This window comes from Rhodoferax sp. ZS1R8 (assembly GCF_056521325.1).
The window spans coordinates 465,878-490,719 of record NZ_JBWMBA010000001.1 but is presented as its reverse complement, the minus strand read 5'-3'; the positions used below and the strand labels follow the sequence as shown (position 1 = coordinate 490,719).

Annotated in this window: 21 protein-coding genes; 8 read left to right on the top strand and 13 right to left on the bottom strand. The window is 56.3% G+C overall.

Going from position 1 to position 24,842, the window contains the following annotated elements; all coding sequences use genetic code 11:
• Window positions 1-114: 114 nt before the first annotated feature.
• The 13 genes from AC097P_RS02270 to AC097P_RS02210 form a co-directional block, all read right to left on the bottom strand.
• Window positions 115-1,218, bottom strand: coding sequence for a DNA-methyltransferase (locus AC097P_RS02270; RefSeq protein WP_479608738.1), 1,104 nt, complete (start codon window positions 1,216-1,218; stop codon window positions 115-117).
• A gap of 52 nt (window positions 1,219-1,270) precedes the next feature.
• Window positions 1,271-2,035 carry a protein NO VEIN domain-containing protein gene (locus tag AC097P_RS02265; RefSeq protein ID WP_479608737.1) on the bottom strand — a complete coding sequence of 255 codons (765 nt, stop codon included), beginning with the start codon at window positions 2,033-2,035 and terminating at the stop codon, window positions 1,271-1,273.
• A 74-nt stretch (window positions 2,036-2,109) separates the two neighbouring features.
• Window positions 2,110-4,008, bottom strand: a complete 1,899-nt coding sequence (locus AC097P_RS02260) for an SNF2-related protein (RefSeq protein ID WP_479608736.1) — start codon at window positions 4,006-4,008, stop codon at window positions 2,110-2,112.
• Window positions 4,005-5,330: a hypothetical protein gene (locus tag AC097P_RS02255; RefSeq protein ID WP_479608735.1), complete on the bottom strand. Its 1,326-nt coding sequence runs from the start codon at window positions 5,328-5,330 to the stop codon at window positions 4,005-4,007. Before AC097P_RS02255 ends, AC097P_RS02260 begins: the two co-directional genes overlap by 4 nt.
• Window positions 5,331-5,398: 68 nt before the next feature.
• Window positions 5,399-7,183: a hypothetical protein gene (locus tag AC097P_RS02250; protein ID WP_479608734.1), complete on the bottom strand. Its 1,785-nt coding sequence runs from the start codon at window positions 7,181-7,183 to the stop codon at window positions 5,399-5,401.
• Between the two features lie 64 nt (window positions 7,184-7,247).
• Window positions 7,248-8,324 carry a lipoyl synthase gene (gene lipA / locus AC097P_RS02245; protein WP_479608733.1) on the bottom strand — a complete coding sequence of 359 codons (1,077 nt, stop codon included), beginning with the start codon at window positions 8,322-8,324 and terminating at the stop codon, window positions 7,248-7,250.
• Window positions 8,325-8,368: 44 nt separating this feature from the next.
• A complete protein-coding gene (gene lipB / locus AC097P_RS02240; RefSeq protein ID WP_479608732.1) occupies window positions 8,369-9,091 on the bottom strand; it encodes a lipoyl(octanoyl) transferase LipB in 723 nt (240 codons plus the stop codon).
• Window positions 9,088-11,775 (bottom strand): DEAD/DEAH box helicase family protein, encoded by a 2,688-nt coding sequence (locus tag AC097P_RS02235; protein ID WP_479608731.1) that lies wholly within the window; start codon window positions 11,773-11,775, stop codon window positions 9,088-9,090. The genes lipB and AC097P_RS02235 overlap by 4 nt, the downstream gene beginning before the upstream one ends.
• 138 nt (window positions 11,776-11,913) lie before the next feature.
• Window positions 11,914-13,632, bottom strand: coding sequence for an RNA-binding domain-containing protein (locus tag AC097P_RS02230; protein ID WP_479608730.1), 1,719 nt, complete (start codon window positions 13,630-13,632; stop codon window positions 11,914-11,916).
• A 5-nt stretch (window positions 13,633-13,637) separates the two neighbouring features.
• Window positions 13,638-15,353: a site-specific DNA-methyltransferase gene (locus tag AC097P_RS02225; protein ID WP_479608729.1), complete on the bottom strand. Its 1,716-nt coding sequence runs from the start codon at window positions 15,351-15,353 to the stop codon at window positions 13,638-13,640.
• A 27-nt stretch (window positions 15,354-15,380) separates the two neighbouring features.
• Window positions 15,381-16,553: a Fic family protein gene (locus tag AC097P_RS02220; RefSeq protein WP_479608728.1), complete on the bottom strand. Its 1,173-nt coding sequence runs from the start codon at window positions 16,551-16,553 to the stop codon at window positions 15,381-15,383.
• 123 nt (window positions 16,554-16,676) lie between these two features.
• Entirely contained in the window at window positions 16,677-17,000 is a 324-nt protein-coding gene (locus tag AC097P_RS02215) for a YbeD family protein (protein WP_479608727.1), read from the bottom strand.
• Window positions 16,997-17,899 (bottom strand): aminotransferase class IV, encoded by a 903-nt coding sequence (locus AC097P_RS02210; protein ID WP_479608726.1) that lies wholly within the window; start codon window positions 17,897-17,899, stop codon window positions 16,997-16,999. Before AC097P_RS02210 ends, AC097P_RS02215 begins: the two co-directional genes overlap by 4 nt.
• A 191-nt stretch (window positions 17,900-18,090) precedes the next feature.
• Between AC097P_RS02210 and AC097P_RS02205 the strand changes: the two genes are divergently transcribed.
• The 8 genes from AC097P_RS02205 to atpD all read left to right on the top strand — a co-directional run bounded on the left by AC097P_RS02205 (window position 18,091) and on the right by atpD (window position 24,840).
• Window positions 18,091-18,561 (top strand): ATP synthase subunit I, encoded by a 471-nt coding sequence (locus AC097P_RS02205; RefSeq protein WP_479608725.1) that lies wholly within the window; start codon window positions 18,091-18,093, stop codon window positions 18,559-18,561.
• Between the two features lie 19 nt (window positions 18,562-18,580).
• Window positions 18,581-19,471 carry a F0F1 ATP synthase subunit A gene (gene atpB, locus AC097P_RS02200; RefSeq protein WP_479608724.1) on the top strand — a complete coding sequence of 297 codons (891 nt, stop codon included), beginning with the start codon at window positions 18,581-18,583 and terminating at the stop codon, window positions 19,469-19,471.
• Between the two features lie 61 nt (window positions 19,472-19,532).
• Window positions 19,533-19,811, top strand: coding sequence for a F0F1 ATP synthase subunit C (gene atpE / locus AC097P_RS02195; RefSeq protein ID WP_394786614.1), 279 nt, complete (start codon window positions 19,533-19,535; stop codon window positions 19,809-19,811).
• 35 nt (window positions 19,812-19,846) lie between these two features.
• A complete protein-coding gene (locus tag AC097P_RS02190; RefSeq protein WP_479608723.1) occupies window positions 19,847-20,317 on the top strand; it encodes a F0F1 ATP synthase subunit B in 471 nt (156 codons plus the stop codon).
• A gap of 12 nt (window positions 20,318-20,329) precedes the next feature.
• Window positions 20,330-20,860 (top strand): F0F1 ATP synthase subunit delta, encoded by a 531-nt coding sequence (locus tag AC097P_RS02185; protein ID WP_479608722.1) that lies wholly within the window; start codon window positions 20,330-20,332, stop codon window positions 20,858-20,860.
• Window positions 20,861-20,910: 50 nt separating this feature from the next.
• On the top strand, window positions 20,911-22,464 hold the full coding sequence (gene atpA, locus AC097P_RS02180; RefSeq protein WP_479608721.1) for a F0F1 ATP synthase subunit alpha: 1,554 nt from the start codon (window positions 20,911-20,913) through the stop codon (window positions 22,462-22,464).
• A gap of 49 nt (window positions 22,465-22,513) precedes the next feature.
• Entirely contained in the window at window positions 22,514-23,392 is an 879-nt protein-coding gene (gene atpG / locus AC097P_RS02175) for a F0F1 ATP synthase subunit gamma (RefSeq protein ID WP_479608720.1), read from the top strand.
• Window positions 23,393-23,418: 26 nt separating this feature from the next.
• Window positions 23,419-24,840 carry a F0F1 ATP synthase subunit beta gene (gene atpD / locus AC097P_RS02170; RefSeq protein WP_479608719.1) on the top strand — a complete coding sequence of 474 codons (1,422 nt, stop codon included), beginning with the start codon at window positions 23,419-23,421 and terminating at the stop codon, window positions 24,838-24,840.
• Window positions 24,841-24,842: the final 2 nt, after the last annotated feature.

The following is a 24,842-nucleotide window of genomic DNA, read 5'->3' as shown; positions in this document are numbered from 1 at the left end:
TAGCTAAAGCTTAACATTTTCAACTGATCGGTGTTGGGGAGAAACCCTAATGCCTACACTCAAGTAGGGTTGCAATTACTGTATGAAAAAACAGAAAACCAAGACTGGCGAAGCTTAAAGACCTGGACTTTCGGCTTGAGCAGTATGTAGAGACAGTGCGACATTTTTCCGATTGGCGCGAGATCCCGTAGGCAAGTCTCGCCCTGAAAAATTAGTGGCGGTAGTTACGTCAAAGGTCCTGGAGGAGTGGGGGACAGTCTGACGTGAAATAGCAAGGTCAAACTCTGGTGGGCGTTGAGCCACTTTGTCCGTAAGTTGGGGTTTGTGAATTCCTTGCTCGGCCGGCCTAAACGCGGTAGACCCATCTGTTGCGCCCTTAAGACGCTTCAACCCCTGAGTGACGTATTGTGAAACGGGTTCGGCCCCGACAAATCGGCGTTTCTCCATCAGGGCAGCCACCCCTGTAGATGAAACTCCAGCGAACGGATCCAATACGATATCGCCCGGTTTCGAAAGTGCTCGGACTAAGCGATGGGCAAGTCCAACAGGGAATTGGCATGGGTGCTCAGTCTTTTCAACGTGATTGGCCTTGACATTGGGGATGTCCCAAACATCGCCAGGGTTTTTTCCAAGCGGGTTGCCGCTCGGTTCTCCCTTTAAGGCCCCTTTCGCGTGTCGCTTACCTGGATATTTTTGCTCTACTCGAACCGCATCCAGGTTGAAATCATAGGTTGGGCCCTTGGTAAACCAAAGTACCACCTCATGCCGACCACTGAAGCGATTGCTGCAATGAAGACCGTGGCCAAAGGTCCACACAATTCGGTTTCTAAGATGCATCTCAGGAAACTCGCGAATCAGGTCGTAGACGAGAAAATCGAGCGGCGTGACAATGCCTTTTCTTACGTGAAATCCAACTTGCCAACAAAGTGAACCGCCATTGCTGAGTGCGTCAATCAGCATCGGCAGTACTACCTTATGCGAACTGACGAATGCATCCAAGTCGTGGCTGTTCTCATATTCTTTGCCCATGCAATAAGGCGGTGAACTCAGAATTAGTTGCACGCTTTCTTTGGGGAGTAAGGGAAGCACCTTTTCGCATGCGCCGTGAAATAGCACCGCGGCATTCTTTTCGTCTTTAAGTGCCGTGACGAATTTGGGTCTGCTGTCGACTTTGACAACGCCAAATGGAGTGACTGTTTCTTCTATGTGTGAATCCATACAGCGATGATAGATCCAAACGCTTTAGTGTGCGCGACTAAGCTGGAATTCTTTACCCTGAAAACTCCGTTAGAGCGAAATCTTTTGGATTCAGCTGTACCAATACCGACTCCCAACGGCCAGAACCCTGATCAATGGGCATATGAAGACCTATTTCCGTGCAAGTAAATATCACCCTCGATCGATCCGCCAGTCGCCAAACGTGCAATTGAAATTGCTCAGGATACCGGCATGCAGTTTCCCATTCATTGCGGGTCAAGAAAAATCTGCTCGATCGCCCCGCGCAGGCTTTCACCTCGATAAGGATTGGCAATTCATTGCCCTCCCTATCAAGGTTCCAAGACTCAACATCAAACCCAACCCTGTTGTCGTCCAACGCCACCCATCTTGGACTTTTTGCGATTGATAAGCTCTTGAGCCGTCTAGTCTCGGACTCAAGCGTGAGCAACTCTCCTTCTCTGCCGACTAACGTGTTGCAGCGATCTTCTAAGGAAAACTGAATTGCCGCCAATTCATCAAGCCAGAGCAACACATCTTGACTTGGCACTGGATCAAAAGCGCCCGCAATCCGAAAGCATTGATACGTATTTTCATCTACGCTCTCACCGAGTGAGACCCGCCCGCTTGACAAGGTCGAAAGCCATCCAGGTGCTGCCGACCGCGCTACCGCGGAAATACACTCCCTAAATACACCGGCTGGCGTCAGGGCCGGATCTAGCGACACCAACGTCAATATTTGGCAGCCACCTTCAAGATCAAGGCGAGCGCTGGCCACATCGGTTTGGAGAAGGAATGTTGCGGCCTGGATGGGGCTCAAGTCAGGGCGAGCGCAAATAACATTACGTAGCTTTAATGCCCCTGATATTGCCGACGCTCGAAGTAATGAGGCGATCACACGAATAGCTGATCTCTGTACGAATCGTTGGCAGTGGCACCCGTGCCAGATTCAATTCGAAGAATCAAGTCCTCCAAGTCTGCAAATTCAATTGATGCCTCTATGGGAAGGGCTGCATTCTCCTCGTCCAGGGCCAATTGATTGAGATCAGGGTCGTCCAGTAAGTCCTCCATTTTTCGAATTTTCTGCGCAAGTCGCATGCGGATCGAGTGATCAATGGAGGAAATACCGCTTGGCAACGAATTGGTGAGCACAGTGATGTTTGTAATTGCATCCTTGCTCATGCCCAATCTATGAATGCGATCAATTGATTGTAGGTAGTGGGTCGCGTTGTAGCTGCGATCAACATAGATTGCATCGTGACAGACCAGGTGGAGGCTGATCCCTTCCGATGCTGCAGCCGGTGTCGCTAGCAAAACCTTGCAATTTGGATTGGTCGAAAACTGGTGAATATTGAATTCCCGGCTTCCAGCCTGATTGACTGACCCGCTCGGTATTTCTCCGTGAATCTCAACCGGATTCAACGGTGCAAGGAGCGACTTGCATGCGGCTAGTGTCCCTTTGAACGTGGTCCAAATTAGCGTTTTCCGATCCATAGAGGCGTTGCGTTCTGCCAGAGCAACTGCTTTCAGAATACGGGAGGAGTAACCCTCTTCAATGGCAGCGGCGTATAGACGCTTTTGGTCTTCTGGAACGTTATCAAAAACAGCCGCGATAAGAGGTGGGTGGACCGCTGCTTGCATTAGTCGAATAACCGATTGACGGGCTCTAACAAGACTGAATTTTCCTGACCCCGTTCGAAGTTGACTAATTTGAGAGAGCGTTTCGTTCTGAATTACAGCGTAGAGCGCGCGATGTGCGGGCGCCATCTGCACAACTTCGGGGATGTAGTTTCTATCAGGCAGATCAAGGTCGGACTTGGTTGTTCGAACGTACAGATGTTGGACCACATTTCTTGGTCGCTCTCCACGCTCGAGTCGGCCACCAAGCCCCGCACCGGGCCATAGGAAGTTCATTTGCTGCGCCAAATCTCCGACACTTTGAGGCATCGGAGTTCCCGACAGAATGTCACGGCGTGCTGCCAGATGCCCAAGGCCCAATGCCATCATTCCTCGTTGTGAAGATTCGTTCTTAATGCGATGAGACTCATCAAGGACAAGATGGACGCGCCGTTTACTCAGTAGCATTGCGATAGTTGACTGAACAAGTACCATCTGTTCATAACCAATCAGAAGCCGACGATGACCCGCAGCGATGCTATCGGCGATATTTAATTCTCCATCTGTTAGTAGATGGAATGGCTCAGTGGTCACGGGCGAGGCGGTTGCGCCGAGATTGTCTCCAATTACATCAACCCATGCGGAGCGTGCGCTGGGTGGGCACACAACTAATAACGTATCGAATTGATTTGCCAGGAGCAAGTGGAGTGCCCATGTAACAGTAGTCTTACCAGCACCCGGAACCGAGAAATTGGCGCCGTTTGGCAATGCTAGGAGTGCTTGTAGATTTTCAATCTGCTTGGATTTAAGTTCCCGCACCCATCCCAATGAACGCAAAGCATCTTTGATTTCGTCGGCGCTGCGCACCGAACTGGCGCTGGCCGATCGAGTGGCCGTAAATTCTTGTTTGAATCGAAATATGCGTTGCTTTGTTTCTTCATCGGCAGAGGCAAAAGAGAATCCCAGGGTTGCCCGAACTTCGTTGAGCGTGCGAATCAGGTTGAGAGCATGGGGCCACGCGATGCTAAACGAACCGTCACCAAATCGAATGGAAGAATCGAACTGCTCCGCTAGCGCCGTTGCGCGGGACCAAGCCCCCGAGGAGACACCGTCTCCTCGGTTGAAATCGCCACGCGATTCAAACTCAACGTATTTGATGGTGATTGCGTCGCTCATGCCTGAACCGTTGTAACGACCTCGTCTAGCTGAGCAAATAATTGCTGCGCCTTCTGCGTGACGTTGGACAAGGCATTCAGCAAGTCACCATGTGTTGAGGTGCCTGCCGTTGATAGATCTACAGTGTTTAGAATTTTCAAAGCGTTACGCACCGCCGTGATGGCGGCCTTGTCCTTTCCTTTTACCTGTTGGCTCACGTTCAGACAAATGTCAGTAAGCTTTTCAACTGCTGCCTTACTTGCCTCTTCGTTCCCCCTAAGGCCTTTCAAATGCGTCACGATCGGGGCGTAGTCCAAGCGGACAACTCCTGGAGGGGCAGGGAAGTCAAACTCGTCTTGAGTCGAAGCTGGTGCGATTTCAGACAAAGCAATGTCAAAAGCACTGGCCAGTTCACGCAGCACCTGCTCAGGATTTTCCTCAATGGTGTTGATGTGGTTATAGGCTCTGTCAACGAGCCTTTCTCTGTTTTCTATCAAGAAGAAATCCGCAGCCAGGGTTGCTTCACGAAGCGGTGTATCGTCGGCGCGAGGTCTGTTTTTAATGGCAATCTGAACGAATGCTTGTTCTGTTTGGTCAAGTGCTGAAAAATTGTTAGGCGTCTCCAGCCATTCTGAGAGAAAACGATCGGCCGCATTTACCATCGCCACTGCTCTACCGAGTTCCTTTTTATCGCGGTTCATAATCTGCGCGATGGTGTCCTCGGTGTAATTGTCGGCCCGCATATCGAGGACGCCACGACCCAAGGCCGTCCAGTCATATGGGAGCTTCGTGTCAGGTTGCATCTGCAAACGGAATTCGAGATCACGGATGTCCTTTTGACTTGCGCTCTGTGGTAGCACCGCGCAACGCACGTGACGAAACGATTGATGCGCATTCTGATTTTCATCAAGGAGTTCGCGCATTGCGCTTAGGCGGCGATTCCCATTGACGACGATGCCCGTGGCCGTGATGATTAGCGCTTCGGTTTGACGCCCTACGCGTTCCATTTCGCTATAAATGTCTGTGGTGCTCTCGCCTTTTCCTTCTTTTGCCAGCTCAAACAGTAATGCGTGCTGCGCTCGTTGGGTTGCCAAATCTTCCGAGTGTCGAAGGTCAAAGAGGCCGGCTTTCGAAGGATCTTTCGAAACTAATGTCTTTTGGCGGTTCCCAGTTCGGTAGTTTTCCAGTCGATATAGGAGAAAGTCGATTGGCAATTCGATTAGCTTTAGCTTGGTGGCCCCATTCAAATATTTGGGTTCGAGCTGACTGTCTTCCGACTCGTCACAAAGTTGAGCAATACGTGATTCGCGAACTGTGACAAGTTCAACTTGAATTGGATACAAAAGCCTCTCCTTTAAATTGGTGTGGAATACCACCCCTGAATTTATCAGGAGTTACTATTTGATACAGGTTATTCTGCTGCTGGATGGCTCTCCCTAGGGCGTGGTGAGTGGCCATCTGGCGTGATGCCATCGTTGCTTTTATGATGAATCAATCCGAGCATCCCATAAATTGTGTCCACGAAGCTTTGAGTATTTGTATCGGGGACTGGGTCCGCTAAGAAGTCCGCCGCCGCGCACTGCAACGTCCTCCACACTCCATCTGAATTCTGTCCTGCTGTTTTGTAAAACCCGATGTGGACGGGCTGAGACTCAATAACCACTGCACAAACGACCTGGCCGCCGCGAGTAAAGGAAAGAACGCTGGCCCGTCGCAAACGAGAGTTTCCGTTTGGAGCGAAGATAAACAGCTCACTTGCGATTTCACCATCATCATCTGTGAGTATCGAAACCGGAACCGACCAGCCGTCATAAGCGCTTTCAGTAAGCAACTCAACATTCACACCTTGAAGGACACGCAACTGAGACACCGTATCGCGCAGAAACTCTGGGATCAGTTGTGACCTCAAAAATTCGGGAGTCGCCAAAAGCGCGAGATCCAGAGGCCGGGCCCGTTGTTCGGACCCGGGTTCGCCAACTGCCGCGTTCTCGGATGGCCTTGCGTTGCTTTTGCTCCTTGGGGCCTGATTTTGCTGGGAGATAGCTCTGTTTTTCCAGATCGACTTCGGGACCAGATCTGGGAACCGTGGTTCGATATGAAAAGAGCGTGTTCGCGGTGCCAGATTGCTGGAAGGGTCGTGCTCGACGATTGATTGATCTTCGGCATCCTTCGGGGACGCCCATTTTTGCCCGACATTATTGCAACTAGGCCGAGTTTCCGGCGAAGGCGGTTTCGGACGGTCGCCTTTTACCTCGTAACGAAGCGAGTTAAATGGGAAAGGGTGCGCGCAGGATCGCAAGTTGTAGACGAGGAACGTAGCCTGCGGCTGACCAGCAAAAGACAGCCATTTTCCGGAAGCTGTCAGAGTGGTCTTTCCTTCGAACGGGAAAAGCGCTTGTGCATAGATCGGCTGATTTGCCACAGACGCCTTCAGGATGGACGCGCCAACATGCGCAGCTGCCCGCCAAGCAGACGGCTCCAAATGAAGCCGTGCGATATCGGCGGCAGAGACACCAGACATTTTCTCGGCGAGACTGAGCATCAGTCTGCCGGTCTTTGTGTTCAGCTTGGCGCGTTCATACAGAGAGTCACGAGCAAGTGGCGGAAGAAAAAGTTTGGTGATTAAATTGCTTGACGAGCCGAAGTAAAACCTGACCATCTCCATGCACGGGATGATCAATCGGCGGGAATCCGGGAGATACACCAATAGGCAATACGATTGTGTGCACTGCATGTGCCAAGGGTGTTCCGACAACGGAAGCAAGAAACCGCCTTCGTCCAGGTTTAGTCCAGCCTTGATCAGCGTGGTCGTGTTCTGATCGATATGGATATCGGTGAACTCTTCCAGCTCATAGTCTGGCCTGATATCAAGCTGACCGTCACGCCAGACATCACCAACGCGCAGCAGTGGGAGCGTGCCAACCGAAACCCAAACTCGCCTCTGAAAATTGGGTGGCGCCGTGCTATGTGCGGACAGCAGGACTGTCGGGTCATCGCGAAACCGCGAGTCAATTACACGGGACAGATGGACGAATACGGACGGTTGCTTGCGGCGAATGGATCTGTCGGGAAACGCAATATCACCGAACCAGTCGAGGCGCCACGGGGTGGGGCCCTTCGGAAAGACAGCTATTCGCGGTGATTCATTCGGAGAGGCCCGGTTCTGTGAACCATCCCCAGGGCCGAATTCATCCAACTGTCTCACTAACTACTAAATTTATCTCAATAACTTCTGAAGTTTCTCATTAACTTCTAATCATTCACAGCGTCTGCAGCGCCCCATGCGCCTGCTGGTCCGCGTGGTAGCTGCTGCGCACCATGGCGCCCACGGCGGCGTGCTTGAAGCCCATCTCATAGGCCTTGGCTTCGAACATCTTGAAGGTGTCGGGGTGCACGTATCGCTTGACGGTCAGGTGGGATGTGCTGGGCGCCAGGTATTGGCCGATGGTCAGCATGTCGATGTCGTGGTCGCGCATGTCCTGCATGACCTGCAGCACCTCTTCATCGGTCTCGCCCAGGCCGACCATGATGCCGCTCTTGGTGGGCACGCCGGGGTGCAGGGCCTTGAATTTCTTCAGCAGGTTCAGGCTGAACTGGTAATCCGATCCGGGGCGCGCTTCCTTGTACAGGCGGGGCGCGGTTTCCAGGTTGTGGTTCATGACATCCGGTGGCGCGGCGTTCAGGATGTTCAGCGCGCGGTCGTCGCGGCCACGGAAGTCGGGCACCAGCACCTCGATCTGGGTAGTGGGAGACAGTTCGCGGATGCGGTTGATGCAATCGGCGAAATGCTGGGCACCGCCGTCGCGCAAGTCGTCGCGGTCCACGCTGGTGATGACCACGTATTTGAGCTTGAGCGCGGCCACGGTCTTGGCCAGGTTTTCGGGCTCGTTGACATCCAGCGGGTCCGGGCGGCCATGGCCGACGTCGCAGAACGGGCAGCGGCGCGTGCACTTGTCGCCCATGATCATGAAGGTGGCCGTGCCCTTGCCAAAGCATTCGCCAATATTGGGGCAGCTGGCTTCTTCGCACACGGTGACCAACTTGTTCTGGCGCAGGATGTCTTTGATCTCGTAGAAGCGCGTGGTGGGGGAGCCGGCACGTACGCGGATCCAGTCCGGCTTCTTCAGCACTTCACCTTGAACCACCTTGACCGGGATGCGCGACAGCTTGGCTGCCGCCTTTTGCTTGGCGCTGGGGTCGTAGTCCTGCTGTGACTGGGCTTCGCGCACGGTAGTGCTGGCGCTGACGTGGTTCAGGCCGCTGCCACCTGGGGCCGAAGGGAGGATGGCCGTGTCGGGCTGCGGGGCTGCGGAAGAGGGCGTCATCGTCGTGCTCATGGATGTGTCTTGGTTGTTGTGCGCTGCGCAGCGCAGTGTGGCCGTCAGGGCGCCAGGTAGGTTGCGAGCTTTTGGCCCAGAACGTCGGCGGCCTCGGCCCAACCGACAGATACCCCGATTGTAGAAAGGTCCACCGTTTGCAGGCCCGAATACCCACAGGGGTTGATCCGAGAGAAGGGTTCCAGGTCCATCGCCACGTTCAGCGACACGCCGTGGTAGGTGCAGTTGCGGCTGACCTTGATGCCCAGGGCGCCGATCTTGCCCAATCCGGTGAAGTCGGGTTGGCTCGGCTCAGAGCCGAAATCCGCAGCGCGCTCAACTTTCTTGGAACGTTGCCCCAGTGGTGTGTGGCCGAATGGATCTTCTAGCCGCACGTAAATCCCCGGCGCACCGCCCACGCGGTGGCCGGTCACGCCGAAGTAGAGCAGCGTGCGGATCACGGCTTCTTCAATCCGGTAGACATACTCTTTGACGAAGTAGCCTGCCCGCTTGAGGTCGATCAGCGGATAAGCCACCACCTGGCCCGGCCCGTGGAAGGTGACCTGTCCGCCGCGGTTGGTCTGTACCACCGGGATGTCGCCGGGCATGAAAATATGCTCCGCCTTGCCCGCAAGACCCTGCGTGAAGACCGCAGGGTGCTCACAAATCCATAGCTGGTCACGCTCGTCTGGCGTGGGCTGCAAGCCTCTTTGGCTTGTAAACTCCTGCATGGCGACATAGGTGGGCTCGTAGTCCACGCGGCCGAGGTGGCGGATGTCTATGGTCATGCCAGTAAGGCGTCCAGTTGGCCCGCCGTGCCAACGCCATCACGCTCTTTGGTAATTTGCCCAAACAGGCACCGCCCCTGGCTTTTGCGCGCCCATAGCTCACCCACCTGGCGTTTTTCGATCTCATACGGGTCGCTTACTAAGTGCGCGCCCTTGTATTCCACCACTGCAATGCGCCCGTCCAGCAACTCCGCCACAAAGTCCGGGTAGAAGTGTCCTTTGGACGTGGCCAACCCAAAGCCACAGGGCGCGGTGGTCAGGTTGCGCACCCAGTACTTGACCTTGGCATGGTTATCCAGCAACTGCGCACAGAAGAACTCCTCACCGCCATCTTTTAAATCCGCTTGCACGGGATAAAAGTGCTTGTTGAACTGGTAGCGCCCGCTGTAGCGCGACCCGGCGGGCACCGGGTAACGGTTGGCCTCAAATACCAGCGGACGCGACCAATCAGGTTCAATGTCCCACGCTTCCTCCAGCACCAATTGGCGGAAGTGCGATTTAGCGGCTTTGTCTTTGAGGTCGCCGACCCGGCCTTCTATGTCCTGCGCCAAGCGGAAACGGGTTTTCGCCAAGGTGACGAGCGAAACGCCTTTCTCATGAATCAGGTGGTTGATCACGGCCGCAAAGTACGAGGTACGTTGCCACTGCGTCAGTTCCGGCAGCTTTTGAAACAGCGATTGGTCCAGCCAGCGCACCAGGTCCTCCGCGGTAATGGTGGTGGAGCCATAGTCAAACGCGATTTGATTGGCGTCCGCCGCGCGTAGCTTGACGTGTGAGTCTTTAAGGTAAATCTCAAACGTGTTCGACTGCTCCACCACCTGAAAGCCGGGCAGGCTAATCGCCTCCGGCGTGAGCAAATCCAGCTCCACCGCCTCTAGCACCGCTTCGCGTTCCAGCGGCCACAGCTGACCCTGCGGGGTGCTGCGGTAGCCCAGCGTGGGAATGGGGGCAAAGCGCTCGCCGCGCGAAGCGGGGGACGACTGGGCAGCTACCAGCGCGTTGTGTTGCGCTACCTTGGCCTGCACGTGTTCTTGCTTCCTGGCGCCGCGCACCTGGGCCACCAGCTGCGCCCCCACTTCGGGGCTGATGTGGCCGGTCACCACCCAGGTTTGCTCTCCGCCCACCTGCGCCACCGTCACGCCCGCCGCAGTTTGTAGCTCGGGAGTCAATGAACTAGCTACAAAATTAGTAGTTACTTGCGCAATGTTGACGGGGGCTAGAGGGGTATTTTGTTCAAACCCCTCAAACAGGGGCAGGCTAGACTGCTGCACCACCATGGACGCCACATCCAGCGCCTCAAACCCCATGTTGTTGATCAGCCGGTCGGCCAATTCGTGGGCCGCCGTTGAGAACTTGGCTTCGCACACATGGGCGTAGGCGCGGTTCAGCGCAGCACGCCCACGGGGCTTGGCATACGGCATGCGCAGCACCCGGCCCAGCAATTGCTCCACCGCTGTAGCGCTGGACAGCTTTTGCAGCGAACACAACACGTAGGCAAATGGGCAGTCCCAGCCCTCACGCAGTGCCTGCACGGTAATCACAAAGCGCACCGGGCAGTCGCGTGCTGCCAGGTCCAGCCCTTCCAGTTCGCGGGTGTCGCCCGTGGCAACCTTGATGTGGTCAGCAGGAATGTGCAGCTCGTCTTCTAGGTGCTTGCGCAGGGCCGCAGGCGGCACTTCATCGTTCTCGTTTTGTGCTTGGAACAGCACGATGGGGCGCACGTAGCCGTGGCCCGTGGACTCATCTTTCAGGGCCTCGCCTTCCAGCGCACGTTGTGTCTGCACCGCCGCAAACACCGCCTGTTGCCAGCCTTGCGGATGCTCGGCCAGCGCGATGGGCAGCTTGATCATGCTTTCCGCCGCCAGCTCTTGCGCGCTCACGTGGTACAGCACATTGGTTTTGGTGGAGATGGGGGTGGCAGTCAGTTCCAGAATAGCGCTGGGGTTCAGCCGTCTGAGTGCTGTAAAGCTCTTGTCGGTTTTGGTGTTGTGCGCTTCATCCACAATCACTAGCGGCTCGTGCAGCGCCAGCCAATTTGCCAGGCTCCAGCGCGGTTGGCCTACAAAACCTGCCAGCACGCCGCTGGTGTCGCTGGCGGCCTCCTCTGCGGTAACTACCGCATCGGGCAAATCGCGCAGCACACGCAACTGCTGTTCGTCGCGCACTTTGAAATGTCGCTCAAAACGCTCGGAGAAGCTGTACACATTGCGCTTGTCCGTATCGTCAATGCGAAAACTTTGGATGGTTGCCACTACCACCACGGCGCGCTGGCCCCAGTCGGTCGGCGCAATGTTTGCCAAGTCCTCCAGCACGCAGACCCGTACATCTGCGCCGTAACTGGCTTCTAGCGCTTCGCGGTAGGGGTGGCCGGTGGTTTGCAATGCCTTGAGCGTTTGGCTGCGAATGGTGTCGCTAGGCACCAGCCATACCATGACTGGCGCATCAGTAGCGCGCCATTCCCGTGCCAATACCCGCACCGCGTGCGCAGCCATCAGTGTTTTGCCCCCGCCAGTGGGAATGCGCAGGCACACGCAAGGCACCTCGCCAAACGGGTCCGGGTTGTAGGGCCGACCCACTAGCTCACCGAACGCCAAGGCCGGGCCTTTTTGCTGGGCCGCACGGGCAAACGTGGCCAGGCAATCCAGGGCGGCTTGTTGGTAAGACTTGAGGGTTAGGGTGGACATAGGGAGTGGAAGTTGTTTAAATTGTTTTGAAAGACCCAATGTTTAAACAATGTAAGTCATTGATTTGAATGAATATTTTTTTCAAAGTTGTTTAAAACACGGGTTAACGATTGGTTCGGGGGGACAGTTAAACAACTCTCAATGCTTGATGCGCCACACCGCGCTTGGTCCTCGACTGGGGCCAGTGGGCACCACCTCAATGAAAACACCATCCAGCCCGCGCAAACGCAACGCTGTCCGCAAGTTTTTCACCTTCGTCTCTTTTTCCTGAGGATTCAGCACAGCGGGCAACTTGTCTATAACGAGCTGCCGCAACTCGACGCCTGACGTGGGCCCAAGTTGTAGGCGATTAACTAAGATGCGCTTGTAATAGTCGTCGTCGAATGCTTTGTTCAACACATACTGGTTCTGACTGTTAGTCGCATCCGCTACTTGCGCCGAGATGAAGATTTTTGCCCCCCGCCCTGCGACGAGGTTTTTGGCTCGCAACCGTTTCACCTGTTCGGGCATCAGTGGTTGGCTCTTCTGTACACGGTCTAACAAAATGGCGTCTTCCAGCGACAGCGCCGTCGCTGACATGAGTGCATGGACATACTTTTCATCCAGTGTCTTGCCATAGATACGCACGCTGACCGAGTCCGGAGCCTGCTCAAACTCAAAATCTGGCATTGGGAAAAACCGTTCACGTTGTAGCCGGAACATTTTTGGCAAGCCGCTGTTGAGCGTCTCCATCAAATCCAGCTCCACCATGGCGTTTGCCAGACAGGCATTGCGATAGCGTTGCTCGGGCTGGCGGCTGCCCAGTACGCGCGCAACCGTGCCAGGCAAAAAGCGGCCCAGGTTGAAGAAGGTCAATGAGTCCGGCGACTCCGTGACGCGAACTCGCCCACCTTGTGCATAGTCCTGGTGCGCGATGCAGTTGTGCAGGGCCTCGCGGATCACCCAGTCGTCGTAGTTGGGCAGATTCAGGGGCGCGGTTTGCCGTGGCGGGAGCAAGCTCACCTCAATGATGCGCAGCTTGGCGACCAACTGGTCAATGGCCATCACGAGTGGCAAGTCAAAGTGTTGGTGGGTTTGAATTGTGCCGGTGTGGTCATTCAAAACCCAGGTCGTTCGTGGTGTGGGGCCGCCCAAAGCGGTCGCTGCAGTGGGCTTGCCCATGAGCACCAAGGCTGCGCGGGTTAACTTGCCATCTTTTGCCAGCCGCAAACCGTGCAGCCAGTCGGAAACCGACTGATGCTGCAGCGTTGACAGAACCTGTGCGTGTGTCGCGTGGCGGCGTTTGTAGAGCGCCTGGCTGTGTTCAATCGCCAACGGGTCAAGCAAGTTCCAGTCGTCGGTTGCCAGCACTGCAGACCAGTCATGCAGGACAGACTGTGCACGCAAGGAATCTAGTTTGTTGAGTGGCAGTCCGCCCAAGGACTCTCCTGAACGGCCGTAATAATGATCCTTCCAAGCCATTGGCATACCGGGAGCGGCGGCGGGGATGCGCCACATCAAAACCCGGGAGCTTGGAGCACAGTCCGGGTGGGCGACTTCAATGGGGTCATTCAAGCCGACAGCGGGCGATGTGTGGCTATAGACCTGATGCTTCAGCGCATTGAGGTCGGCCATAGTTGCTGCATAGTAGCTACCTACTATCGGTCGCTCGCCGTTGTTGGAGTCAATCTTGTCTTTCACGCCAAAAATCAGCCAACCCGATTCGCGCCCATGCAGGTTTGCCTCATTGGACAAGGCCGAGACATATCGACCAAACGTGTCCGTATCGAAGCTGTTCTTGGCTTCCTTGAATTCCAACCATTCCGTTTCAGCTGGCATGCGTCTGAAGGCATCCAGTTGCGTTGCGTAATCTTGCATGGTGCTCACCGTGCCCTCACGTCATAGGGAATGTGTTTGAACGTCACCCGGGCTTGCTTCAAGCGCTCTTCACCCAAGCGGCAGGCTTCGCCGTAGACCAGCAGGGTGGCGTTGGGTTCGGCAGTGGTGGCGTGCAGCGCCAGCAGGGCGTCCAGCACGGCCAGCGTCAGCACGTTGCCGCTGGCCGGGCGTTTGTCGCCCAGAATGCCATTGAACAGCAGGTAGCAGGCAAACTGTGGTCGCTTTACAAGAAAAATAGCCTCCTGGCCCCCGCCTTCTGTGCACAAACAGCTATCAAAAACAGAGTGGGTACCCAAGTAGGGAGTGCCAGGTGCAGCCGCTTGCGGGTCAAAAGCGGCGCCGGTTTCCTGCTGCCACACAAACGCGGCCAGCGTGGCAAAGCGGACCGCAGGGTGAATGCGACCGCTCTCGTCAAACACCGTTGCGCCGAGCCGCACGAAACGAAATCCGCCGCCGCCAGTCCAGCTGAGCGCTTTGCTGACTCCTCCTTGTTCGCCGTCTATGACCTTTTGCAGGCGCGGCACACAGTGTGTGGCGGCGTGCTCGCCCAGCTCGATGCCAATCCAGCGGCGGCCCATCTTGTGGGCGACTGCTACGGTGGTGCCGGAACCCAGGAAGCTGTCGAGGACGAGGTCGCCGGGGTTGGTGGCTATGTGGAGGATGCGGTGCATCAATGTTTCTGGCTTTGGTGTTCCAAAAACCGTATCGCCAAATAATGCCAACGACTCGCGCTTTGCATCTTGGTTGTGACCAACCTCCTCATGTCGCCACAACGTAGCAGGCGTGATTCCGTCAGAGACTTCCTCTAGGAATATCTTTGGGGCTGGTACGTTGTTCCCGTCTTTCCCCCACCAAATTCTGCCTTCGGCATGCATTTGCATCAGCTTTTCGTGTGACACCCGCCAGTACGAACCTGTCGGAGGGCCAGCGATGACGCGCCCAGACGGGCAGGTTATGGAGTAAGTTCCCAGGCTGTAATGGTTTCGGGCCGCCAAAGGACCGGCGCGCCAAGGCCCTCGTGGATCGTTGTCGATATTACGAAATAGGGCTGCACTCTTGTCTGATCGAGGTATGCGGTGTGCGACCCAATGCGCTTTCGACTTTGCGAAAACGTGAATGTGGTCGTGCATGTCCGATAAGTGTTGGGCCGAACCTTTGACGGAGTAGACCTTTTGCCAAACCACGTTAGCCACAAAATTCCCTCGGCCAAACACCTCATCCATCAGCACCTTGAGGTAATGCCCCTCGTTGTCATCAATCGTCACCCAGATGCTTCCGTCCTCCCGCAGCAATTCGCGCAACAGCTGCAGGCGCGGCAGCATCATGCTGAGCCACTGCGCGTGCTCTAGGTTGTCGTCGTAATGCTCAAACGCACTCTTGGTGTTGTAGGGCGGGTCGATGAAGATGCATTTCACTTGGCCCCGGTAGAACGGTAGCAACGCTTTGAGCGCTTCAAGGTTGTCGCCGTGGATCAGCAGGTTGTCAGCGGTCCCCGTGTGGGCTGGGCTTGTCGAAGCCACAACTCCGTCGATGGGCTCTGGGCGAGTGGTCAACAAATCGGCTTGTGCAGGTGGCAGAGTTTCTACGGGCTCCACCCGAGTAGTAGAGGCGTGAACCGACACCTGCTCTAACAGCCGGTAGGGCACGCGTGCAGCGGTGGTGAAGGCGCTTGCGCGGTTGAGCCAGTCTAGGGTGGGCATGGGTTATTAGGTCGCGAAAAGTTGGGGTCAGCCCTGCTGGGCTGCAAAGGTAGCTTCCACTGTCTCGCGGTGGAAGAGTTCCATATAGGGCTGGTAGCGGTACAAGCGGTTGCGTTCAAAGCCGGTAACTTCACGCAGCCAGCCGCGCGCTTCCAGGTCGCGTGCCAGTTTGACGGCTGTGGGGTGGGTGCAACCCACAATCTCTGCAATGCGGTTGGGCGACACCAGCGGCTGTTGAAACAGGCTGTCGAGCAGCTTGAGCGCCTTGGGGCTTTTCATCAATGCGCTGCGGTGGGTTTCGCGCATGTTGACTATTTCTGTTGCGGTACGGGTGGCGGTGCGGGCAGTCTGGCTCACGCCACGCAGAAAGAACTTGAGCCACTGTTCCCAGTGGCCGTGGTTGCGGATGGCGGTGAGCCGGTCGTAATACTCAAGCCGGTGTGCCTTGAGAAACACCGACAGGTACAACAGCGGACGCGACAAGGCCTGCTCTTCGCACAAGATGAGTGTTATGAGCAGGCGCCCGACGCGGCCATTGCCGTCCAGAAAGGGGTGAATGGTTTCAAACTGCGCATGGGCCAGGCCGCAGCGGATCAGCACGGGCACGGTGGATTTGCCTTCGTGCAAAAACTTTTCCAAGGCGCCGAGTGCGTTCACTAACTCGTGAGGCGGAGGCGGCACAAAGGATGCATTTGACAGTGAACTGCCCGCCGGGCCAATCCAGTTTTGGGAGGTGCGGAATTCGCCGGGCGTTTTTTCTCCGCCGCGCACGTTGTGCATGAGCTCGCCGTGGATCTCGCGCAGCAGGCGCAGGCTGAGCGGCAGCTCGCCCAAGCGACGCAGCCCGTGGTTCATGGCGCGCACGTAGTTGATGACTTCTTCCACGTCCTTGGGGGAGTCGTTACTCGTGCCCTGGGCTTCAAAGGCGAGCACATCTTCCAGCGTGCTTTGCGTACCCTCTATTTGTGACGACAGCACGGCCTCGTGGCGTACGTACATGGCGACGAAGAGGTCTGGATTCGGAAGCAGTGCAGCGATAGCGTCCAGACGGGCGACGTCGCGGTCGGCCTGGGACAGTAGCGTACGCAGTTCGCCATCGAATTCAATCTCTGGGACTGGAGGCAAGGCTTCTGGAATGAACGCCTTGTAACCTGTGGTTTGCTGGATGTAGCGACCGGCGCGCTGCTGTGATTCAGTCATGGGGATTTCTATAAGACGCCCACGATGATATTTGTATGAAAATAAATGTCAAATTATTTTCACAAGAAACGATGCGCCGGTTTTTATAAAAGCAAATAACGCGCAATTTAAGAGCAGCAAGCGTCACAACACCACTTTGACCATCGGGTGCGTGGACAGCGTGCGGTACAGCTCGTCCAGCTGTTCGCGACTGGTGGCCATCACGGTAATGGTCACGCCAATGTATTTGCCACCCTTGCTCTCGCGCAATTCAATCGTGCTGGCGTCAAAGGCCGGGTCGAACTGGTGGGCGATGTGGGTGATGGCGTGGACCAGGCCATCCACCTTGATCCCCATGACCTTGATGGGGAACAGCGAAGGGTAGTCGATCAGCGATTCCTGGCGCGGCGCGGGCGCAGCGTCGGGGGGTGTGTTGTCGTCGGAGGATGGGGGGCTGGAAGAGGTCATAGGTTCGTGTTTCCGTGGGGGTGCCTTTGCTTGGCCGCCTGGTAGCCAGCGTACAGCGCGTGGTAAACCGGGCCGGGCCGGGCGCTGCCAACGGCTTGGCCATCCAGCGTGGTTATGGGCAGCACCTCTTTGGTTGCGCTGGACAGCAGCAGTTCGTCGGCCGCCAATACCTCGTCGCGGTGGATGCGGCGCAGTTCAAAGGGGATGCCCTGTTCTTGGCAGATGGACTCGATCAGGCCGTAGCGGATGCCTTCCAACACCAGGTTGTCGCGCGGAGGCCCCAAAACGGTGCCGCTTTTGACCACCCAGACGTTGCTGGAAGCGGCCTCGCTGAGGTAACTGTCCCTGAACATGACGGTCTCCATCGCGTCGGCGTCAATACTGATCTGGCGAGCGAAAACTGAACCCAGCAGGCTGGTGCTTTTGATGTGGGCTTTCTGCCAGCGGAAGTCGTCGGCGGTCACACAGGCTACGCCCGCAGCGCGTTGTTCGTCCGTTGGCTGGACCATGCAGTTGCTCATCGCAAACACGGTGGGCTGCATGTCGGCCAGCATGGCGTGGTCGCGCAGGGCCACGCCGCGGGTGATCTGGATGTACACCAGTTGGTCGGTATTTTCGACGCCAGCCCCCACGGATTCAGCGTAGCGTGCTATCAAATTTGATACAACACGTTGCCACTGCGTATCCGTCAGCGGGTGGGGCAGCCGCAGTTCCGTCAGGTTGCGGGCCAGCCGGGCCATGTGCTGGGCGAAGCGAAAGGGCTGACCGCCATAGACCGGTACCACTTCGTAGACCCCGTCGCCAAAGATGAAACCCCGGTCCATGACACTGATTTTGGCGTCCGGCAACAGCGTGAATTCACCGTTCAGATAACAGGGCAAATGGGGTAACGAGTGCATGTTCAAATTATCGCCCTGTAAGACAGCGGCCGGTTTGGGTCGGTACGTGAACGTACGTAAACGCACCAGGTAGGTGAAAATTTCTGGCCCGTTGCGGGTTTCTACGTATAATCAGGGGCTTTGCCGCAATTGGTGCATGTAACCGCTTGTTAACTGGCTGTGTTAACTGTCTATAACTCGAGATGTCGACGATGGCGCTTTCACACGGCTGGGATGAATATGGGGCAGACGAGCCGGACTTCAAGTCGCTGACCACGCAAGAAGCGCAAGCCCTTCGGTTGCGAGATCCGGCGGTATCGCCCTGGTGGATCGTGGGTTTGCAGTGTGTGGCGGGTCTGGTGGTTGCTTTGATTGCCTGGGGTGTCTCGGGCAACGTGTCTACCGGTTTGTCGGCAGCATACGGTGCGCTTGCGGTGATAATCCCGGCGGCGCTGTTTGCCCGGGGCCTGATGAGCCGGTTTTCGTCCATCAATGCGGGTACGGCAAGTTTTGGCTTCTTTTTGTGGGAAGCGGTCAAGTTGGTGGTGGCTTTGGCAATGCTTGCCTTGGCGCCCAAGCTGATTGCAGATTTGAGCTGGTTGGCCATGTTGGCCGGCCTGTTTGTGACTTTGAAGATGTATTGGTTGGCGCTGTTGAAGCGCCCCAAGCCTAAACAGATTTAAGAGCTTAAAAGAGTTGAATATGTCCGAAGTAGCGCACGCAGCACCCACGTCGAGTGAATACATTGTTCACCACCTGACGCATTGGCAAAACAAGCCGCAGACGGAAATCGTTGATTTCTCCGTCTTCAACCTCGATTCCCTGTTTTTCTCGATCACCTTGGGCTTGTTGGGCTCCTTCTTTCTGTGGAAGGCCGCCCGCAAGGCAACATCCGGCGTGCCGGGCCGTTTCCAGGCTGCTGTCGAGTTCCTGTACGAAATGGTGGACGGCCAGGCTAAGTCCATCGTTCACAACGCCAACAGCCGCAAGCTGGTCGCTCCGCTGGCGCTGACTGTGTTTGTGTGGATTTTCCTGTTGAACGCGATGGACTTGTTGCCATTGGACCTGTTGCCTGCGATCTGGTCTTGGGCCTATGGCGCTGCGGGTCACGATCCGCACCACGCCTATTTGCGCGTCGTCCCTAGTGCCGATCTGTCGGTCACCATGGGTCTGTCGGTATCTGTCTTGTTGATTTGCCTGTTCTACAACATGAAGATCAAGGGTCTGGGTGGCTGGGCGCATGAGTTGGTGACGGCTCCATTCGGCACCAGCAAGAACCCGATCTTCGCGGTCATCCTGGCGGTTGTGAATCTCGCTGAGCAGTTGATTTCGTTCACCGCCAAAACCGTGTCCCACGGCATGCGACTGTTTGGCAACATGTATGCCGGCGAGCTGATATTCATGCTGATCGCCCTGATGGGTGGTTCGTGGGCTTTCTCGGAAGCCCCGGGCGGCAGCATTGCGCTGATGTTGTTGCATGTGGCGGCCGGCTGGTTCTGGGCGGCATTCCACTTGATCATCATCTTGCTGCAGGCGTTCGTGTTCATGATGTTGACCCTGGTCTACATCGGCCAGGCACACGACGCACATTGATTTTTCTGAGTTTGTTTCTGGTTTAGTTTGTTTTTTTTCTTTGTTTATTTAGGAGTGAATCATGGAAGTTATTAGTTTTGCTGCTCTGGCTGCTGGTCTGATCATCGGTTTGGGCGCTTTGGGTGCTTGTATCGGTATCGGCATCATGGGTAGCAAGTACCTCGAAGCAGCTGCTCGCCAGCCAGAACTGATGGGTGAACTGCAGACCAAGATGTTCGTGTTGGCTGGTCTGATTGACGCGGCTTTCATTATCGGTACCGGTATTGCCCTGTGGTTCGCAACTGCCAACCCGTTCATTGCTCAAATCGCCCGCGTTATCGCCTCTGCAGCTGCTAAGTAATTCCTGGCTGCAAACCTCGCACTAGGAGACTTACTGTGAACATTAATGGAACACTGGTGGCGCAAGCCATCGTCTTCGCATTGCTTGTGTTGTTCACGATGAAGTTCGTGTGGCCGCCCATAGCGGCTGCACTGGACGAACGTGCCGGCAAGATTGCCGACGGACTGGCTGCGGCTGACAAGGCCAAATCCGAACTGTCGTCTGCCAACAAGCGTGTCGAAGAAGAACTGACCAAGTCGCGTACCGAAACCGCAGCCCGTTTGGCAGATGCCGAACGCCGTGGCCAGGCCATCGTGGAAGAGGCCAAGGCCAAAGCCACCGATGAAGCGAACAAGATCATCGCCGCCGCCAAAGCGGAAGCAGATCAACAGACGATCAAGGCACGTGAGGCGCTGCGCGAGCAGGTCGCCGCACTGGCGGTCAAGGGCGCTGAGCAGATTCTCCGCAAGGAAGTCAATGCTGGTGTTCATGCCGACCTGCTGGGTCGTCTGAAGACTGAGCTGTAAGAGGTCACGACCATGGCTGAACTTGCCACTATTGCCCGGCCGTACGCCGAAGCGCTGTTCAAGGCTTCTGCGTCAGACCTGTCCACGGCCGCTGCATGGGTCGACGAACTGGGTGTGATTGCGCAAAACGCGCAGTTGCTGCAGTTTGCCGATAGTCCCAAAGTCAGCGTGGATCAGGTTTTTGACCTGATCGCTTCGGTCGCCAAGACGGCATTGCCGGAACAGGCCAAGAACTTCTTGCGCACCGTGATTGAAAACGGACGCCTGGGTGCTTTGCCGGAAATCGCCCACCAGTTTCGCGTGCTCAAGAACGCACAGAGTGGCTCATCCGATGCGGTGGTCTACAGCGCCTTCCCAATTGATGGGAGCGCACTGGCTGAGGTGAGCGCGATGCTGGAGAAACGTTTTGGCCGCAAACTCAACACCAGTGTTGTGCTGCAGCCCGAGCTGATCGGTGGCATTCGTGTGGTGGTCGGCGACGAGGTGCTCGACACTTCCGTCAAAGCCCGTTTGGAACAAATGAAAGTAGCTCTTACTGCTTGAGGCGCAAGCCCTGGTAGAAGGCCACAATTTAACGAAAGAAGGAAAGAGTCATGCAACTCAATCCAGCAGAAATTTCTGAACTGATCAAGAGCCGCATCGAAGGCTTGGCCGCGACTAGCGATATTCGCAACCAGGGCACCGTGGTTTCCGTGACGGACGGCATTTGCCGCATCCACGGTTTGTCCGATGTGATGCAGGGCGAAATGCTTGAATTCCCGGCCGGTAGCGATGGTATGCCCACCTACGGTCTGGCCCTGAATCTGGAGCGCGACTCGGTCGGTTCCGTGATCTTGGGTGAATACGAGCACATCTCCGAAGGCGATATCGTCAAGTGCACAGGCCGTATTCTGGAAGTTCCAGTCGGTCCCGAGCTCAAAGGCCGCGTGGTCAATGCGCTGGGTCAGCCTATCGACGGCAAGGGTCCCATCAACGCCAAGATGACAGACGTGATCGAAAAGGTTGCGCCTGGTGTTATCGCCCGTAAATCGGTGGACCAGCCCATGCAAACGGGTCTGAAGTCCATTGACTCCATGGTGCCCGTGGGCCGTGGCCAGCGCGAACTGATCATTGGTGACCGCCAGACCGGTAAAACGGCTGTTGCGATTGACGCCATCATCAACCAAAAGGGTCAGAACATGACCTGCGTTTACGTCGCGATTGGCCAAAAGGCCTCGTCGATCAAGAACGTGGTGCGTTCGCTGGAACAAGCCGGCGCGATGGAATACACCATCGTCGTGGCTGCAACCGCTTCCGAATCGGCTGCCATGCAGTACGTGTCGGCTTACTCCGGTTGCACCATGGGCGAGTACTTCCGCGACCGCGGTGAAGACGCGCTGATCGTGTATGACGACTTGTCCAAACAAGCTGTTGCATACCGCCAAGTGTCCCTGCTGCTGCGCCGCCCACCAGGCCGCGAAGCCTACCCCGGCGACGTGTTCTATCTCCACAGCCGTCTGCTGGAGCGCGCCGCACGCGTCAACGAAAAATACGTTGAAGACTTCACCAAGGGCGCCGTGAAGGGCAAGACCGGTTCTTTGACCGCTCTGCCTATCATCGAAACCCAAGCAGGTGACGTGTCGGCCTTCGTGCCAACCAACGTGATTTCGATTACCGACGGCCAGATCTTCTTGGAAACCTCGTTGTTCAACGCCGGTATCCGCCCCGCGATCAACGCCGGTATCTCGGTGTCCCGCGTCGGTAGCGCCGCACAGACCAAGATCATCAAGGGCCAGTCCGGCGGTATCCGTACCGACTTGGCACAGTACCGTGAATTGGCCGCGTTCGCGCAGTTCGCGTCTGACTTGGACGAAGCCACCCGCAAGCAGCTGGACCGCGGTGCCCGCGTGACCGAGTTGCTGAAGCAAGCCCAGTACAGCCCCCTGCCCATCAGCCTGATGGGTGCTACGCTGTTCTCGGTGAACAAGGGCTTCATGGACGATCTGCCCGTGAACAAGGTTCTGGCCTTCGAACACGGTCTGCACGCCTACCTGAAAGACAAGCACGCTGCTCTGTTGGCCAAGCTGGAAGCCACCAAGGCGCTGGACAAAGAGGCTGAAGCCGAACTGTCTGCCGCTACGGCTGCCTTCAAGAAGACGTTTGCCTGATTCGGACTCTGTAACGGGTCTTTAACGAATCAACGCAAAAGGGGCACTTATGGCATCAGGCAAGGAATTACGCACCAAGATCAAATCGGTGGAAAACACCAAGAAGATCACCAAGGCCATGGAAATGATTTCCGTGTCCAAGATGCGCAAGGCGCAAGAGCGCATGCGCGCCGCCCGTCCATACAGCGACAAGGTTCGCAACATCGCCAGCAACCTGGGGAAAGCCAACCCAGAGTACGTGCATCCATTCATGAAGACCAACGACGGCAAGTCGGTGGGCTACATTGTGGTGACCACGGACAAGGGCTTGTGCGGCGGTTTGAACACCAATCTGTTCCGTGCGGTGACCCTGAAGTTGCGCGAATCCCAGTCGGCCGGCAAATCGCCGCTGACTGTGGCGATCGGCAGCAAGGGTTTGGGCTTTTTGGGCCGCGTCGGCGCCAAAGTGGTTTCGCACATTACCCACCTGGGCGACAAGCCGCACCTGGACAAGCTCATCGGGCCGGTCAAGGTTCTGCTCGACGCCTATGTCAAGGGTGAGGTCAGCGCGGTCTACGTGTGCTACAACAAGTTTGTCAGCACCATGAAGCAGGAGCCTGTTCTGGAACAACTGCTGCCTTTATCTGCCGAGAAGATGGCCGAAGAGTCCAAAGACAGTGGCGGGGAAACCAGCTGGGATTACATCTACGAACCCGATGCCCAGACGGTCATCGACGAGTTGTTGGTGCGCTACGCCGAAGCCATCGTGTTCCAGTCTGTTGCTGAGAACATGGCGTCGGAACACGCAGCGCGCATGGTGGCCATGAAGGCTGCTACCGACAACGCCGGCAACGTGATCGCCGAGCTGAAATTGGTCTACAACAAAACGCGGCAAGCGGCAATTACGAAAGAACTTTCGGAAATTGTGGCAGGCGCAGCGGCGGTTTAATCGAATTTATTTTTGGAGCAAACGTAATGGCTCAAGCAAATGTGAACGCAGGCGTTCAAGGGAAAATTGTTCAGTGTATTGGCGCCGTGGTCGACGTGGAATTTCCACGCAACCAGATGCCAAAGATCTATGACGCGCTCAAGATGGACGGTTCGGCACTGACGCTGGAAGTTCAACAGCAATTGGGTGACGGCATTGTGCGTACCATTGCCTTGGGCTCTTCCGACGGCCTGCGCCGCGGCATGATCGTCAAGAACACCGCTGACTCCATTCAAGTCCCCGTGGGCAAGGCCACACTGGGTCGCATCATGGACGTGCTGGGTTCGCCTATCGACGAGCGCGGTCCCGTCAGCTCTGAATTGACCATGTCGATTCACCGCAAGGCTCCCGCATACGACGAACTGAGCCCATCGCAAGAACTGCTGGAAACCGGCATCAAGGTGATTGACCTGGTTTGCCCGTTCGCCAAGGGCGGCAAGGTTGGCCTGTTCGGCGGCGCCGGCGTGGGCAAGACCGTGAACATGATGGAGTTGATCAACAACATCGCCAAGGCACACAGCGGTTTGTCCGTGTTTGCCGGTGTGGGTGAGCGTACCCGTGAGGGCAATGACTTCTACCACGAGATGGCAGACTCCGGCGTTGTGAACCTGGAAAAGCTGGAAGACTCCAAAGTCGCCATGGTTTACGGTCAGATGAATGAGCCCCCAGGCAACCGTTTGCGCGTGGCCTTGACGGGTCTGACCATCGCCGAATCCTTCCGAGACGAAGGCAAGGATGTTCTGTTCTTCGTGGACAACATCTACCGCTACACACTGGCCGGAACCGAAGTGTCCGCGCTGTTGGGTCGTATGCCTTCCGCCGTGGGTTACCAGCCTACACTGGCCGAAGAAATGGGCCGTCTGCAAGAGCGTATTACATCGACCAAGGTGGGTTCCATCACTTCCATCCAGGCCGTTTACGTGCCAGCGGATGACTTGACCGATCCATCGCCTGCTACGACTTTCGCCCACTTGGACTCCACCGTCGTGTTGTCCCGTGACATCGCATCGCTGGGTATCTACCCTGCGGTCGATCCACTGGATTCCACCAGCCGCCAGCTGTCCCCCAACGTGGTCGGTGAAGAGCACTACAACACAGCCCGCGCTGTGCAGGGCACACTGCAGCGCTACCGCGAACTGCGCGACATCATCGCCATCATGGGTATGGATGACTTGGCTCCAGAAGACAAACTGGCTGTGGCACGTGCCCGCAAGATCCAGCGTTTCCTGAGCCAGCCTTTCCACGTGGCTGAAGTGTTTACCGGTTCCCCCGGCAAGTACGTTCCGCTGTCGGAAACCATCCGCGGCTTCAAGATGATCGTCAACGGCGAATGCGACCACATGCCAGAACAGGCGTTCTACATGGTCGGTACCATCGACGAAGCCATCGAGAAGGCCAAAAAGGTCTAAGC

Excerpts from the sequence above, each read along its gene's own strand:
- AC097P_RS02270 (WP_479608738.1), bottom strand. The coding sequence starts at position 1,218 with ATGGATTCACACATAGAAGAAACAGTCACTCCATTTGGCGTTGTCAAA.
- AC097P_RS02260 (WP_479608736.1), bottom strand. The coding sequence starts at position 4,008 with ATGAGCGACGCAATCACCATCAAATACGTTGAGTTTGAATCGCGTGGC.
- lipA (WP_479608733.1), bottom strand. The coding sequence starts at position 8,324 with ATGAGCACGACGATGACGCCCTCTTCCGCAGCCCCGCAGCCCGACACG.
- lipB (WP_479608732.1), bottom strand. The coding sequence starts at position 9,091 with ATGACCATAGACATCCGCCACCTCGGCCGCGTGGACTACGAGCCCACC.
- AC097P_RS02235 (WP_479608731.1), bottom strand. The coding sequence starts at position 11,775 with ATGTCCACCCTAACCCTCAAGTCTTACCAACAAGCCGCCCTGGATTGC.
- AC097P_RS02230 (WP_479608730.1), bottom strand. The coding sequence starts at position 13,632 with ATGCAAGATTACGCAACGCAACTGGATGCCTTCAGACGCATGCCAGCT.
- AC097P_RS02225 (WP_479608729.1), bottom strand. The coding sequence starts at position 15,353 with ATGCCCACCCTAGACTGGCTCAACCGCGCAAGCGCCTTCACCACCGCT.
- AC097P_RS02220 (WP_479608728.1), bottom strand. The coding sequence starts at position 16,553 with ATGACTGAATCACAGCAGCGCGCCGGTCGCTACATCCAGCAAACCACA.
- AC097P_RS02215 (WP_479608727.1), bottom strand. The coding sequence starts at position 17,000 with ATGACCTCTTCCAGCCCCCCATCCTCCGACGACAACACACCCCCCGAC.
- AC097P_RS02210 (WP_479608726.1), bottom strand. The coding sequence starts at position 17,899 with ATGCACTCGTTACCCCATTTGCCCTGTTATCTGAACGGTGAATTCACG.
- AC097P_RS02205 (WP_479608725.1), top strand. The coding sequence starts at position 18,091 with ATGGCGCTTTCACACGGCTGGGATGAATATGGGGCAGACGAGCCGGAC.
- atpB (WP_479608724.1), top strand. The coding sequence starts at position 18,581 with ATGTCCGAAGTAGCGCACGCAGCACCCACGTCGAGTGAATACATTGTT.
- atpE (WP_394786614.1), top strand. The coding sequence starts at position 19,533 with ATGGAAGTTATTAGTTTTGCTGCTCTGGCTGCTGGTCTGATCATCGGT.
- AC097P_RS02185 (WP_479608722.1), top strand. The coding sequence starts at position 20,330 with ATGGCTGAACTTGCCACTATTGCCCGGCCGTACGCCGAAGCGCTGTTC.
- atpA (WP_479608721.1), top strand. The coding sequence starts at position 20,911 with ATGCAACTCAATCCAGCAGAAATTTCTGAACTGATCAAGAGCCGCATC.
- atpG (WP_479608720.1), top strand. The coding sequence starts at position 22,514 with ATGGCATCAGGCAAGGAATTACGCACCAAGATCAAATCGGTGGAAAAC.
- atpD (WP_479608719.1), top strand. The coding sequence starts at position 23,419 with ATGGCTCAAGCAAATGTGAACGCAGGCGTTCAAGGGAAAATTGTTCAG.